Source organism: Streptomyces sp. MCA2 (assembly GCF_023544705.1).
In the GTDB taxonomy this organism is placed as follows: Bacteria; Actinomycetota; Actinomycetes; order Streptomycetales; family Streptomycetaceae; genus Streptomyces; species Streptomyces decoyicus.
In genome coordinates this window covers 30,306-43,501 of sequence record NZ_JAMJFM010000010.1, presented here as the reverse complement: position 1 = coordinate 43,501, position 13,196 = coordinate 30,306, and the positions used below count along the sequence as shown (strand labels likewise).

At 65.4% G+C, this 13,196-nt stretch carries 22 protein-coding genes; all 22 read left to right on the top strand.

Annotated elements, in window-relative coordinates; all coding sequences use genetic code 11:
* The first annotated feature begins 7 nt into the window (after positions 1-7).
* The 22 genes from fusA (at position 8) to rpmD (ending at position 13,196) form a co-directional block, all read left to right on the top strand.
* Positions 8-2,128, top strand: a complete 2,121-nt coding sequence (gene fusA, locus M8I34_RS10555) for an elongation factor G (RefSeq protein WP_244414124.1) — start codon at positions 8-10, stop codon at positions 2,126-2,128.
* A 154-nt stretch (positions 2,129-2,282) separates the two neighbouring features.
* The gene (tuf, locus tag M8I34_RS10550; RefSeq protein WP_006604872.1) at positions 2,283-3,476 is read left to right on the top strand and encodes an elongation factor Tu; all 1,194 of its coding nucleotides are present in this window, start codon (positions 2,283-2,285) and stop codon (positions 3,474-3,476) included.
* A gap of 479 nt (positions 3,477-3,955) precedes the next feature.
* Positions 3,956-4,264 (top strand): 30S ribosomal protein S10, encoded by a 309-nt coding sequence (rpsJ, locus tag M8I34_RS10545; RefSeq protein WP_014054162.1) that lies wholly within the window; start codon positions 3,956-3,958, stop codon positions 4,262-4,264.
* A 14-nt stretch (positions 4,265-4,278) separates the two neighbouring features.
* Positions 4,279-4,923, top strand: a complete 645-nt coding sequence (rplC, locus tag M8I34_RS10540) for a 50S ribosomal protein L3 (protein WP_018090903.1) — start codon at positions 4,279-4,281, stop codon at positions 4,921-4,923.
* 8 nt (positions 4,924-4,931) lie between these two features.
* Positions 4,932-5,585 (top strand): 50S ribosomal protein L4, encoded by a 654-nt coding sequence (gene rplD / locus M8I34_RS10535; protein ID WP_127151660.1) that lies wholly within the window; start codon positions 4,932-4,934, stop codon positions 5,583-5,585.
* Positions 5,585-5,908, top strand: a complete 324-nt coding sequence (gene rplW / locus M8I34_RS10530) for a 50S ribosomal protein L23 (RefSeq protein WP_030074778.1) — start codon at positions 5,585-5,587, stop codon at positions 5,906-5,908. Before rplD ends, rplW begins: the two co-directional genes overlap by 1 nt.
* A gap of 39 nt (positions 5,909-5,947) precedes the next feature.
* Positions 5,948-6,784 (top strand): 50S ribosomal protein L2, encoded by an 837-nt coding sequence (gene rplB / locus M8I34_RS10525; RefSeq protein WP_030074780.1) that lies wholly within the window; start codon positions 5,948-5,950, stop codon positions 6,782-6,784.
* A gap of 12 nt (positions 6,785-6,796) precedes the next feature.
* Entirely contained in the window at positions 6,797-7,078 is a 282-nt protein-coding gene (gene rpsS / locus M8I34_RS10520; protein WP_018090899.1) for a 30S ribosomal protein S19, read from the top strand.
* A 43-nt stretch (positions 7,079-7,121) separates the two neighbouring features.
* Positions 7,122-7,469 (top strand): 50S ribosomal protein L22, encoded by a 348-nt coding sequence (gene rplV, locus M8I34_RS10515; protein ID WP_037839423.1) that lies wholly within the window; start codon positions 7,122-7,124, stop codon positions 7,467-7,469.
* Positions 7,469-8,296: a 30S ribosomal protein S3 gene (gene rpsC, locus M8I34_RS10510; protein ID WP_030986147.1), complete on the top strand. Its 828-nt coding sequence runs from the start codon at positions 7,469-7,471 to the stop codon at positions 8,294-8,296. The genes rplV and rpsC overlap by 1 nt, the downstream gene beginning before the upstream one ends.
* A 5-nt stretch (positions 8,297-8,301) precedes the next feature.
* On the top strand, positions 8,302-8,721 hold the full coding sequence (rplP, locus tag M8I34_RS10505) for a 50S ribosomal protein L16 (RefSeq protein WP_006604880.1): 420 nt from the start codon (positions 8,302-8,304) through the stop codon (positions 8,719-8,721).
* Positions 8,721-8,945 (top strand): 50S ribosomal protein L29, encoded by a 225-nt coding sequence (gene rpmC, locus M8I34_RS10500; protein ID WP_030074787.1) that lies wholly within the window; start codon positions 8,721-8,723, stop codon positions 8,943-8,945. The genes rplP and rpmC overlap by 1 nt, the downstream gene beginning before the upstream one ends.
* The gene (rpsQ, locus tag M8I34_RS10495; RefSeq protein ID WP_006604882.1) at positions 8,945-9,226 is read left to right on the top strand and encodes a 30S ribosomal protein S17; all 282 of its coding nucleotides are present in this window, start codon (positions 8,945-8,947) and stop codon (positions 9,224-9,226) included. Before rpmC ends, rpsQ begins: the two co-directional genes overlap by 1 nt.
* A gap of 107 nt (positions 9,227-9,333) precedes the next feature.
* A complete protein-coding gene (rplN, locus tag M8I34_RS10490) occupies positions 9,334-9,702 on the top strand; it encodes a 50S ribosomal protein L14 (protein WP_003992364.1) in 369 nt (122 codons plus the stop codon).
* 3 nt (positions 9,703-9,705) lie between these two features.
* On the top strand, positions 9,706-10,029 hold the full coding sequence (gene rplX / locus M8I34_RS10485; protein ID WP_006604883.1) for a 50S ribosomal protein L24: 324 nt from the start codon (positions 9,706-9,708) through the stop codon (positions 10,027-10,029).
* A complete protein-coding gene (gene rplE, locus M8I34_RS10480; protein WP_030074789.1) occupies positions 10,029-10,589 on the top strand; it encodes a 50S ribosomal protein L5 in 561 nt (186 codons plus the stop codon). The genes rplX and rplE overlap by 1 nt, the downstream gene beginning before the upstream one ends.
* 2 nt (positions 10,590-10,591) lie before the next feature.
* The gene (locus tag M8I34_RS10475) at positions 10,592-10,777 is read left to right on the top strand and encodes a type Z 30S ribosomal protein S14 (RefSeq protein ID WP_004571834.1); all 186 of its coding nucleotides are present in this window, start codon (positions 10,592-10,594) and stop codon (positions 10,775-10,777) included.
* Between the two features lie 240 nt (positions 10,778-11,017).
* Positions 11,018-11,416: a 30S ribosomal protein S8 gene (rpsH, locus tag M8I34_RS10470; RefSeq protein ID WP_127151657.1), complete on the top strand. Its 399-nt coding sequence runs from the start codon at positions 11,018-11,020 to the stop codon at positions 11,414-11,416.
* A 22-nt stretch (positions 11,417-11,438) separates the two neighbouring features.
* Positions 11,439-11,978 (top strand): 50S ribosomal protein L6, encoded by a 540-nt coding sequence (rplF, locus tag M8I34_RS10465; protein ID WP_030986151.1) that lies wholly within the window; start codon positions 11,439-11,441, stop codon positions 11,976-11,978.
* Between the two features lie 3 nt (positions 11,979-11,981).
* Positions 11,982-12,365: a 50S ribosomal protein L18 gene (gene rplR / locus M8I34_RS10460; protein WP_030074793.1), complete on the top strand. Its 384-nt coding sequence runs from the start codon at positions 11,982-11,984 to the stop codon at positions 12,363-12,365.
* Positions 12,366-12,411: 46 nt separating this feature from the next.
* Complete coding sequence (gene rpsE, locus M8I34_RS10455) at positions 12,412-13,014, top strand: 30S ribosomal protein S5 (protein ID WP_006604888.1); 603 nt, start codon at positions 12,412-12,414, stop codon at positions 13,012-13,014.
* Entirely contained in the window at positions 13,014-13,196 is a 183-nt protein-coding gene (gene rpmD, locus M8I34_RS10450) for a 50S ribosomal protein L30 (RefSeq protein ID WP_030074796.1), read from the top strand. Before rpsE ends, rpmD begins: the two co-directional genes overlap by 1 nt.

Sequence of the window (13,196 nt, the reverse complement as noted above, 5' to 3'; positions counted from 1 at the left end):
AGCCACTATGGCCACCACTTCGCTTGACCTGGCCAAGGTCCGCAATATTGGGATCATGGCCCACATCGACGCGGGCAAGACGACCACCACCGAGCGGATCCTGTTCTACACCGGTGTTTCGTACAAGATCGGTGAGGTCCACGACGGCGCTGCCACGATGGACTGGATGGAGCAGGAGCAGGAGCGCGGCATCACCATCACGTCTGCCGCGACGACCTGCCACTGGCCGCTGGAAGACGTCGACAACACCATCAACATCATCGACACCCCGGGCCACGTCGACTTCACGGTCGAGGTGGAGCGCTCGCTGCGCGTCCTGGACGGTGCGGTGACGGTGTTCGACGGCGTTGCCGGTGTCGAGCCCCAGTCCGAGACCGTCTGGCGTCAGGCGGACCGCTACGGCGTTCCGCGTATCTGCTTCGTCAACAAGCTTGACCGAACGGGCGCCGAGTTCCACCGCTGCGTCGACATGATCGTGGACCGCCTCGGCGCGACCCCGATCGTGATGCAGCTCCCGATCGGCACCGAAGCCGACTTCAAGGGCGTCGTCGACCTCGTGACGATGAAGGCCCTGGTCTGGTCGGCCGAGGCCGCCAAGGGCGAGATGTACGACACCGTCGACATCCCGGACACCCACATCGAGGCTGCCGACGAGTGGCGCGGCAAGCTGCTCGAGGCCGTTGCCGAGAACGATGAAGAGGTCATGGAGCAGTACCTGGAGGGCCAGGAGCCCTCTGTGGAGCAGCTCTACGCGGCGATCCGCCGGATCACCATCGCTTCGGGCAAGGCCGAGAACACCACCGTCACCCCGGTGTTCTGCGGTACCGCGTTCAAGAACAAGGGCGTGCAGCCCCTGCTCGACGCGGTCGTGCGCTACCTCCCCTCCCCCCTGGACGTCGAGGCCATCGAGGGCCACTCCGTCAAGGACCCGGAAGAGGTCATCAAGCGCCAGCCGTCCGAGAGCGAGCCGCTGGCCGCTCTGGCGTTCAAGATTGCGAGCGACCCCCACCTGGGCAAGCTCACCTTCATCCGCATCTACTCGGGCCGCCTCGAGGCCGGCTCGCAGGTGCAGAACTCGGTGAAGGGCAAGAAGGAGCGCATCGGCAAGATCTACCGGATGCACGCGAACAAGCGTGAGGAGATCGACTCGGTGGGTGCCGGTGACATCGTCGCCGTCATGGGTCTGAAGCAGACCACCACCGGTGAGACGCTCTGCGACTCCAGCAACCCGGTCATCCTGGAATCGATGGAGTTCCCGGCCCCGGTCATCCAGGTCGCCATTGAGCCCAAGTCCAAGGGCGACCAGGAGAAGCTGGGTGTGGCCATCCAGCGCCTCGCCGAAGAGGACCCCTCGTTCCAGGTGCACACCGACGAGGAGACCGGCCAGACCATCATCGCGGGTATGGGCGAGCTGCACCTCGACGTGCTGGTCGACCGTATGAAGCGTGAGTTCCGGGTCGAGGCCAACGTCGGCAAGCCGCAGGTCGCCTACCGCGAGACCCTGCGCAAGCCGGTCGAGCGTCTCGACTACACGCACAAGAAGCAGACTGGTGGTTCCGGCCAGTTCGCGAAGGTGCAGATCGCGATCGCGCCTCTCGAGGGCGACGGGTACGAGTTCGAGAACAAGGTCACCGGTGGCCGTATCCCGCGGGAGTACATCCCGTCCGTGGACGCGGGCTGCCAGGAGGCCATGGAGTTCGGTGTTCTCGCCGGCTACCCGCTGACCGGCGTCAAGGTCACGCTCCTCGACGGTGCCTTCCACGAGGTCGACTCTTCCGAGATGGCCTTCAAGATCGCCGGTTCGATGGCCTTCAAGGAGGCCGCGCGCAAGGCCTCCCCGGCCCTGCTCGAGCCGATGATGAAGGTCGAGGTCACCACGCCCGAGGACTACATGGGCGATGTGATCGGCGACATCAACTCTCGCCGTGGACAGATCCAGTCCATGGAGGAGCGCAGCGGCGCCAAGCTCGTCACGGGCCTGGTTCCCCTGTCGGAGATGTTCGGCTACGTCGGCGACCTCCGCAGCAAGACCTCGGGTCGCGCAAGCTACTCGATGCAGTTCGACTCCTACGCCGAGGTTCCCCGGAACGTCGCCGAGGAGATCATCGCGAAGGCCAAGGGCGAATAGCTCCGTCTCCGAGAGTCGGAACACGCTTTAGGCTTGACACCGTCTGATGGGGTAATCCCCGCAATCCGTGAGGATTGCCCCGTCAGCCGGCATCCCAGCAAAGATCACCTGGCGCCGATGAGTAAGGCGTACAGAACCACTTCAGGAGGAACCAGTGGCGAAGGCGAAGTTCGAGCGGACTAAGCCGCACGTCAACATCGGCACCATCGGTCACATTGACCACGGTAAGACGACCCTCACGGCCGCCATTACCAAGGTGCTGCACGACGCGTACCCGGACCTGAACGAGGCCTCGGCCTTCGACCAGATCGACAAGGCTCCTGAGGAGCGGCAGCGCGGTATCACGATTTCGATCGCGCACGTCGAGTACCAGACGGAGAACCGTCACTACGCCCACGTCGACTGCCCCGGTCACGCGGACTACATCAAGAACATGATCACGGGTGCGGCGCAGATGGACGGCGCCATCCTCGTGGTTGCCGCCACCGACGGCCCGATGCCGCAGACCAAGGAGCACGTGCTCCTGGCCCGCCAGGTCGGCGTTCCGTACATCGTCGTCGCCCTGAACAAGGCCGACATGGTGGACGACGAGGAGATCCTGGAGCTCGTCGAGCTCGAGGTCCGTGAGCTCCTCTCCGAGTACGAGTTCCCCGGCGACGACGTTCCGGTCGTCAAGGTCTCGGCGCTCAAGGCGCTCGAGGGCGACAAGGAGTGGGGCGACTCCGTCCTCAAGCTCATGGCCGCCGTCGACGAGTCGATCCCGCAGCCCGAGCGCGACGTCGACAAGCCGTTCCTGATGCCGATCGAGGACGTCTTCACGATCACCGGCCGTGGCACCGTTGTCACCGGTCGTATCGAGCGTGGTGTCCTCAAGGTCAACGAGACCGTCGACATCATCGGCATCAAGACCGAGAAGACCACCACCACGGTCACCGGTATCGAGATGTTCCGGAAGCTCCTCGACGAGGGCCAGGCCGGTGAGAACGTCGGTCTGCTCCTCCGTGGCATCAAGCGCGAGGACGTCGAGCGCGGCCAGGTCATCATCAAGCCGGGCTCGGTCACGCCGCACACCTCGTTCGAGGCCCAGGCGTACATCCTGTCGAAGGACGAGGGTGGCCGTCACACCCCGTTCTTCAACAACTACCGCCCGCAGTTCTACTTCCGCACCACCGACGTGACCGGCGTCGTGACCCTCCCCGAGGGCACCGAGATGGTCATGCCGGGCGACAACACTGAGATGACCGTTGAGCTCATCCAGCCCGTCGCGATGGAAGAGGGCCTGAAGTTCGCCATCCGTGAGGGTGGCCGGACCGTCGGCGCCGGCCAGGTCACCAAGATCACGAAGTAATTTCGCTGATCCGGTTGATCCGGTAGCTCCCGGCCTTCGGGCCGGGGGTCCGGGGCGCTGCCCCGAAAAAGCACGACGAGGAGCCCTGCCCGCCATCAGGTGGGCGGGGCTCCTTGACAGTTGGGCCCCGATTAGCCTTACGCGTCCCAGGTGTGGCACACTGTCCAGGTTGCTCGGTTGAGTGCCGATGCTGCGCGCCTCCCGCCGGGAGGACTGGAAGCGAGTCCCAGGTATTCGTCGTCCCTTCTCAGGGTCGGAAATACGGGAATCTTCCGGGAAGCGTCAGCGGGGTGCCTCGGCCAGGCGCCCGGTGGGTGTTCTTCCCCTGCCTACTCCTTCTGAAGGATCTCCTTTGCGGAGATTTACGGGAAGGGGTGCGACACGCCCGACCGCGTGGGTCGGAGAAGAACAGTGTTCCTCACGGAGCACAGCGCATCGGGTCCCAGAGCGTTTACGAGAGACAGGACTACGAAGTAGCCATGGCGGGACAGAAGATCCGCATCCGGCTCAAGGCCTACGACCACGAGGTCATCGACTCTTCGGCGAAGAAGATCGTCGAAACGGTGACCCGTACTGGTGCGTCGGTCGCGGGCCCGGTGCCGCTGCCCACTGAAAAGAACGTGTACTGCGTCATCAAGTCGCCGCACAAGTACAAGGACGCGCGCGAGCACTTCGAGATGCGCACGCACAAGCGCCTGATCGACATCCTCGACCCGACGCCCAAGACCGTTGACTCGCTGATGCGCCTGGACCTTCCGGCCGGCGTTGACATCGAGATCAAGCTCTGAGAGGCGCGGAAGAGATGGCTAAGCAGATCAAGGGCATCCTGGGCGAGAAGCTCGGCATGACCCAGGTCTGGGACGAGAACAACCGTGTCGTCCCGGTCACTGTGGTCAAGGCCGGCCCCTGTGTCGTTACCCAGGTGCGCACCAATGACCAGGACGGTTACGACTCCGTCCAGATCGCCTTCGGCGAGATCGACCCGCGCAAGGTGAACAAGCCCCTCAAGGGCCACTTCGCGAAGGCCGACGTCACCCCCCGTCGTCACCTCGTCGAGGTCCGTACCACCGACGCCGGTGAGTACACCCTCGGCCAGGAGCTGACCGCTGAGACCTTCGAGTCCGGCGTCAAGGTGGACGTGACCGGCAAGAGCAAGGGCAAGGGCTTCGCCGGCGTCATGAAGCGTCACGGCTTCCACGGCGGCAAGGCGTCCCACGGTGCCCACCGTGTGCACCGTAAGCCTGGCTCCATCGGTGGCTGCGCCACCCCGGGCCGCGTGTTCAAGGGCATGCGGATGGCCGGCCGTATGGGCAATGAGCGGGTCACCACCCAGAACCTGACCGTCCACGCCGTTGACGCGGAGAAGGGTCTGCTGCTCATCAAGGGCGCAGTTCCTGGTCCGAACGGCGGCCTCGTCCTGGTCCGTACCGCGGCCAAGGGGGCCTGAGGTAACCGATGAGCACCATTGACATCCTTTCGCCGGCAGGCGACAAGGCCGGTACCGTCGAGCTCCCCACGGAGATCTTCGACGCGAAGGTCAGCGTTCCGCTGATCCACCAGGTCGTTGTCGCACAGCTGGCCGCTGCCCGTCAGGGCACGCACAAGACCAAGACTCGCGGCGAGGTCCGCGGCGGTGGCAAGAAGCCGTACCGCCAGAAGGGCACCGGCCGCGCGCGCCAGGGTTCGACCCGTGCGCCGCAGTTCGCCGGCGGTGGCATCGTCCACGGCCCGCAGCCGCGTGACTACTCGCAGCGGACGCCCAAGAAGATGAAGGTTGCCGCCCTGCGCGGTGCCCTCACCGACCGGGCCCGCAACAGCCGTATCCACGTCGTTGCCGGCGTGGTCGAGGGCGACATCTCCACCAAGGCCGCCAAGACTCTCCTCGGCAAGGTCAGCGAGCGAAAGCACGTGCTCCTGGTCGCCGAGCGCAGCGACGAGGCCGCGTGGCTGTCCGCCCGCAACCTGCCCCAGGTGCACATCCTGGAGCCGGGCCAGCTGAACACGTACGACGTGCTCGTCTCCGACGACGTGGTCTTCACCAAGGCCGCCTTCGAGTCCTTCGTGTCTGGCCCCAAGGCCAACGCTGAGACCGAAGGGAGCGACGCCTGATGAGTGAGGCCGTCGTCACCAGCAAGACCTTCTCGGACCCGCGCGACATTCTCGTCAAGCCGGTTGTCTCGGAGAAGAGCTACGCCCTGCTGGACGAGAACAAGTACACGTTCATCGTCGCACCGGGCTCCAACAAGACCCAGATCAAGCAGGCCGTCGAGGCGGTCTTCTCGGTCAAGGTCACCGGGGTCAACACGATCAACCGGCAGGGCAAGCGCAAGCGCACCCGCACCGGTTACGGCAAGCGCGCCGACACGAAGCGCGCCATCGTGACCCTCGCCGAGGGCGACCGTATCGACATCTTCGGCGGCCCGGTCTCCTAACGGAGTCCGAGTCGTCCGGAATCGGACGAGGACTGAGAAATGGGTATCCGCAAGTACAAGCCGACGACCCCGGGCCGTCGTGGCTCCAGCGTCGCCGACTTTGTCGAGATCACGCGGTCCACGCCGGAGAAGTCGCTGGTCCGCCCGCTGCACAGCAAGGGCGGCCGTAACAACGCCGGTCGTGTGACCGTTCGCCACCAGGGCGGTGGCCACAAGCGCGCCTACCGAGTGATCGACTTCCGTCGTCACGACAAGGACGGCGTGCCGGCCAAGGTCGCGCACATCGAGTACGACCCGAACCGCACCGCGCGCATCGCGCTGCTGCACTACGCAGACGGCGAGAAGCGCTACATCATCGCGCCCCGTGGCCTGGCCCAGGGTGCTCGGATTGAGAACGGCGCTGGCGCCGACATCAAGCCGGGCAACAACCTGCCGCTGCGTCACATCCCCGTGGGTACGACGATCCACGCGATCGAGCTGCGTCCGGGCGGCGGTGCGAAGTTCGCCCGCTCGGCCGGTGCCTCCGTGCAGCTGCTGGCGAAGGAGGGCCGCATGGCCCACCTTCGTATGCCGTCCGGTGAGATCCGCCTGGTCGACGTGCGCTGCCGCGCCACCGTCGGCGAGGTCGGCAACGCCGAGCAGTCGAACATCAACTGGGGTAAGGCCGGCCGCATGCGCTGGAAGGGCGTCCGCCCGACCGTGCGTGGTGTCGTGATGAACCCCGTCGACCACCCGCACGGTGGTGGTGAGGGCAAGACCTCCGGTGGTCGCCACCCGGTCTCGCCGTGGGGTCAGAAGGAGGGTCGTACTCGTTCGCCGAAGAAGGCGAGCAACAAGTACATCGTCCGCCGCCGCAAGACGAACAAGAAGCGCTAGGAGCGGGTTTAGATGCCGCGCAGTCTCAAGAAGGGGCCCTTCGTCGACGACCACCTTTCCAAGAAGGTGGATGTTCAGAACGATGCCGGCACCAAGAACGTCATCAAGACCTGGTCCCGCCGCTCCATGATCGTCCCGGCCATGCTCGGCCACACGATCGCGGTGCACGACGGCCGCAAGCACGTCCCGGTGTTCGTCACCGAGTCGATGGTCGGCCACAAGCTCGGCGAGTTTGCGCCGACCCGCACCTTCCGCGGCCACGAGAAGGACGACCGCAAGTCGCGGCGTCGTTGATCGGCGGAGTGCGAAGACTATGACTGACACCGAAGGGACAACCATGGAAGCCAGGGCCCAGGCGCGGTACATCCGCGTCACGCCCATGAAGGCCCGCCGCGTGGTGGACCTTATCCGTGGCATGAATGCCACGGAGGCTCAGGCGGTCCTGCGTTTCGCCCCGCAGGCCGCGAGCGTGCCGGTGGGCAAGGTGCTTGACAGCGCCATTGCCAACGCCGCGCACAACTACGACCACACCGACGCCGGCAGCCTCGTCATCTCCGAGGCATACGTCGACGAGGGCCCGACCCTGAAGCGGTTCCGTCCGCGTGCTCAGGGCCGTGCCTACCGGATCCGCAAGCGGACCAGCCACATCACCGTGGTCGTCAGCAGCAAGGAAGGAACCCGGTAATGGGCCAGAAGGTTAACCCGCACGGGTTCCGGCTCGGCATCACCACCGACTTCAAGTCGCGCTGGTACGCCGACAAGCTGTACAAGGACTACGTCAAGGAAGACGTCGCCATTCGTCGCATGATGACGAAGGGCATGGAGCGCGCCGGTATCTCCAAGGTGGAGATCGAGCGCACCCGTGAGCGCGTCCGCGTTGACATCCACACCGCTCGTCCGGGCATCGTCATCGGCCGCCGTGGCGCCGAGGCCGACCGCATCCGCGGCGAACTGGAGAAGCTGACCGGCAAGCAGGTCCAGCTGAACATCCTCGAGGTCAAGAACCCCGAGACCGATGCTCAGCTCGTGGCCCAGGCCGTCGCCGAGCAGCTCTCCTCCCGCGTCTCCTTCCGTCGCGCCATGCGTAAGAGCATGCAGTCGACGATGAAGGCCGGCGCCAAGGGCATCAAGATCCAGTGCGGCGGCCGTCTCGGCGGCGCCGAGATGTCCCGCTCGGAGTTCTACCGCGAGGGCCGTGTGCCCCTGCACACGCTCCGTGCGAACGTCGACTACGGCTTCTTCGAGGCCAAGACCACCTTCGGCCGTATCGGCGTGAAGGTCTGGATCTACAAGGGCGACGTCAAGAACATCGCCGAGGTGCGTGCCGAGAACGCTGCCGCCCGTGCGGGTAACCGCCCGGCTCGCGGTGGCGGCAACGACCGCCCGCGCCGCGGTGGCGAGCGTGGCGGCCGCGGTGGCCGCAAGCCGCAGCAGCAGACCGCCGCTGCCGAGGCCCCCAAGGCCGAGGCCGCTGCCGCTGCTCCGGCGGAGACCCCCGGAACGGAGGCCTGACCGACATGCTGATCCCTCGCAGGGTCAAGCACCGCAAGCAGCACCACCCGAAGCGCAGCGGTATGGCCAAGGGTGGCACCGAGCTGGCCTTCGGTGAGTACGGCATTCAGGCCGTCACCCCGGCTTACGTGACGAACCGTCAGATCGAGTCCGCTCGTATCGCGATGACCCGTCACATCAAGCGTGGCGGCAAGGTCTGGATCAACATTTACCCGGACCGCCCGCTCACGAAGAAGCCGGCCGAAACCCGCATGGGTTCCGGTAAGGGTTCTCCGGAGTGGTGGGTCGCGAACGTCAAGCCCGGTCGGGTGATGTTCGAGCTGTCCTTCCCGAACGAAAAGGTTGCCAAGGAGGCGCTGACCCGCGCCGCCCACAAGCTTCCGATGAAGTGCCGCATTGTGCGGCGCGAGGCAGGTGAGTCGTGATGGCGGCCGGTATCAAGGCGACCGAGCTGCGCGAGCTGAATGACGAGGACCTCGTCGGCAAGCTTCGTGAGGCCAAGGAGGAGCTGTTCAACCTCCGCTTCCAGGCGGCGACCGGACAGCTCGAGAACCACGGTCGGCTCAAGTCCGTCCGTAAGGACATCGCCCGGATCTACACCCTGATGCGTGAGCGCGAGCTGGGCATCGAGACGGTGGAGAGCGCCTGATGAGCGAGAAGAATGTGACTGAGACGAACGAGCGCGGTTTCCGCAAGACCCGTGAGGGTCTCGTCGTCAGCGACAAGATGGACAAGACCGTCGTCGTCGCCGTCGAGGACCGCGTCAAGCACGCGCTGTACGGCAAGGTCATCCGCCGTACCAACAAGCTCAAGGCGCACGACGAGCAGAACGCTGCCGGCGTCGGCGACCGCGTCCTCCTGATGGAGACCCGGCCGCTGTCCGCCACCAAGCGCTGGCGCATCGTCGAGATCCTCGAGAAGGCCAAGTAATCCCTCCTAGGGGGACCCCCTAGGAACAGTTCCGCCAGGCTCGGCAGGGGCTCGCCTCAGCAGAGGAAAGCCCCTGCCGGGAACCGGCAGACACACAGGAGATAGACGTGATCCAGCAGGAGTCGCGACTGCGGGTCGCCGACAACACTGGTGCGAAGGAAATCCTTTGCATCCGTGTTCTCGGTGGTTCCGGTCGCCGCTACGCGGGCATCGGTGACGTCATCGTCGCCACCGTGAAGGATGCGATCCCCGGTGGCAACGTGAAGAAGGGTGACGTCATCAAGGCGGTCATCGTTCGCACCGTCAAGGAGCGCCGCCGTCCGGACGGCTCGTACATCCGCTTCGACGAGAACGCGGCCGTCATCCTCAAGAACGATGGCGACCCCCGCGGCACCCGCATCTTCGGCCCCGTGGGCCGGGAGCTGCGCGAGAAGAAGTTCATGAAGATCATCTCGCTCGCGCCGGAGGTGCTGTAACCGATGAAGATCAAGAAGGGCGACCTGGTCCAGGTCATCACCGGTAAGGACAAGGGCAAGCAGGGCAAGGTCATCCAGGCCTTCCCCCGCGAGGACCGTGTCCTGGTCGAGGGTGTCAACCGGGTCAAGAAGCACACCAAGGCCGGACAGACCGCTCGTGGTTCGAAGACCGGCGGCATCGTGACGACCGAGGCCCCTGTCCACGTCAGCAATGTTCAGCTGGTCGTGGAGAAGGACGGCAACAAGGTCGTTACCCGCGTCGGATACCGCTTCGACGACGAGGGCAACAAGATCCGCGTTGCCAAGCGGACCGGTGAGGACATCTGATGACTGCCACCACCAACGCGCCGCGTCTGAAGACGCGCTACCGCGAAGAGATCGCCGGGAAGCTGAAGGACGAGTTCTCGTACGAGAACGTCATGCAGATCCCCGGTCTGACCAAGATCGTGGTCAACATGGGTGTGGGCGACGCCGCCCGCGACTCCAAGCTGATCGAGGGCGCCATCCGCGACCTCACCACGATCACCGGACAGAAGCCGGCCGTCACCAAGGCCCGTAAGTCCATCGCGCAGTTCAAGCTGCGTGAGGGCCAGCCGATCGGTGCCCACGTCACCCTCCGCGGTGACCGCATGTGGGAGTTCCTGGACCGCCTGCTGTCGCTGGCGCTGCCGCGCATCCGCGACTTCCGTGGTCTGTCCCCGAAGCAGTTCGACGGTCGGGGCAACTACACCTTCGGTCTCACGGAGCAGGTCATGTTCCACGAGATCGACCAGGACAAGATCGACCGGACGCGGGGCATGGACATCACCGTGGTCACCACGGCGTCCAACGACGATGAGGGCCGCGCCCTGCTTCGTCACCTCGGCTTCCCGTTCAAGGAGAACTGACCGTGGCGAAGAAGGCTCTGATCGCTAAGGCGGCTCGTAAGCCGAAGTTTGCTGTCCGCGCGTACACGCGTTGCCAGCGCTGCGGCCGTCCGCACTCCGTCTACCGCAAGTTCGGCCTGTGCCGCGTGTGCCTTCGTGAGATGGCTCACCGTGGCGAGCTGCCGGGCGTGACCAAGAGCTCCTGGTAATCCCTTCATTGGGATGACCAGGGCTCTCGGTAAGTATTCGGCCGGTGGGCGCCCCACCCCTTCTTTCCCGTAGGGTAGAAGGGTTTGGGGCGCCCCGCCGCCCGAGACCGACCGCGGGCCGAGCCCGCATAAAGTCGCTTACTACGCCGTAGGTCCCCGCGCCGCACCCGTCCCGACTCTGATCGGGGAGAGGGATGGCGCACATAGGAAACCCCGGCGAGAGAGGCCGAAGGCCAATTCATGACCATGACTGATCCCATCGCAGACATGCTGACCCGTCTGCGTAACGCGAACTCGGCATACCACGACGACGTCGTGATGCCGCACAGCAAGATCAAGTCGCACATCGCGGAGATCCTCCAGCAGGAGGGCTACATCACCGGCTGGCGCGTCGAGGACGCCGAGGTTGGCAAGAACCTCGTCCTCGAGCTGAAGTTCGGCCCGAACCGCGAGCGCTCGATCGCCGGCATCAAGCGGATCTCGAAGCCGGGCCTGCGGGTCTACGCAAAGTCCACAAGTCTGCCGAAGGTCCTCGGCGGCCTGGGCGTGGCGATCATCTCCACGTCCCACGGTCTCCTGACCGGTCAGCAGGCCAGCAAGAAGGGCGTGGGTGGGGAAGTCCTCGCCTACGTCTGGTAACCAGGGAACGGAGGAATAGCTAATGTCGCGTATTGGCAAGCTGCCCATCCAGGTTCCCGCTGGTGTGGACGTCACCATCGAGGGCCGTACGGTCGCGGTGAAGGGCCCCAAGGGTTCCCTCTCGCACACCGTCGCGGCGCCCATCGAGGTCGCCAAGGGTGAGGACGGCGTGATCAACGTCGTCCGCCCGAACGACGAGCGTCAGAACAAGGCCCTGCACGGCCTGTCCCGCACGCTGGTGGCGAACATGATCACCGGCGTGACCCAGGGCTACAGCAAGGCGCTCGAGATCAGCGGTGTCGGTTACCGCGTCCAGGCGAAGGGCTCCAACCTGGAGTTCTCCCTGGGCTACAGCCACCCGATCCTGATCGAGGCCCCCGAGGGCATCTCCTTCAAGGTCGAGTCCCCGACCAAGCTCAGCGTCGAGGGCATCGACAAGCAGAAGGTCGGCGAGGTTGCGGCGAACATCCGCAAGCTGCGCAAGCCTGACCCGTACAAGGCCAAGGGCGTCAAGTACGCCGGCGAGGTCATCCGCCGCAAGGTCGGAAAGGCTGGTAAGTAAGCCATGGCATACGGTGTGAAGATCGCCAAGGGCGACGCTTACAAGCGGGCCGCTGCAAAGCGGCGCCACATCCGCATCCGTAAGCGGATTTCGGGTACCCCGGAGCGTCCGCGTCTGGTGGTGACGCGGTCCAACCGTGGCATCACCGCTCAGGTCATCGACGACATTGCGGGCCACACGCTGGCCTCGGCGTCGAGCCTGGACGCGTCGATCCGTGGTGGCGAGGGCGACAAGAGCGCTCAGGCCCAGAAGGTCGGCTCCCTGGTCGCCGAGCGTGCCAAGGCCGCCGGTGTCGAGGCCGTCGTGTTCGACCGTGGTGGCAAGCAGTACGCCGGGCGGATTGCCGCTCTGGCCGACGCCGCCCGCGAAGCCGGGCTGAAGTTCTAAGCCCCGGTTCCGGAGCTAGCGGACGTAACAGAGAGAGGTAAATCCAATGGCTGGACCCCAGCGCCGCGGGAGCGGTGCCGGTGGCGGCGAGCGGCGGGACCGGAAGGGTCGCGACGGTGGCGCTGCCGCCGAGAAGACCGCATACGTTGAGCGCGTTGTCGCGATCAACCGTGTCGCCAAGGTTGTCAAGGGTGGCCGTCGCTTCAGCTTCACCGCGCTGGTCGTGGTGGGCGATGGTGACGGCACCGTAGGTGTCGGTTACGGCAAGGCCAAGGAAGTTCCGGCTGCCATCGCCAAGGGCGTGGAAGAGGCCAAGAAGAACTTCTTCAAGGTCCCCCGTATCCAGGGCACCATCCCTCACCCCATCCAGGGCGAGAAGGCTGCGGGCGTTGTCCTGCTCAAGCCGGCTTCCCCCGGTACCGGTGTGATCGCCGGTGGCCCCGTGCGTGCCGTTCTGGAGTGCGCGGGCATCCACGACGTGCTGAGCAAGTCGCTCGGTTCGTCGAACCCGATCAACATCGTGCACGCCACGGTGACCGCGCTTCAGGGCCTTCAGCGCCCCGAGGAGATCGCGGCCCGTCGTGGCCTGCCGCTGGAGGACGTTGCTCCCGCCGCTCTGCTGCGGGCGCGTGCCGGGGTGACCGCGTAATGGCGCACCTCAAGATCACGCAGACGAAGTCTTTCATCGGTAGCAAGCAGAACCACCGCGACACCCTTCGTTCGCTGGGCCTCAAGCGGCTCAACGACGTGGTTGTCAAGGAGGACCGCCCCGAGTTCCGCGGAATGGTGCACACCGTCCGCCACCTCGTGACGGTTGAGGAGGTCGACTGA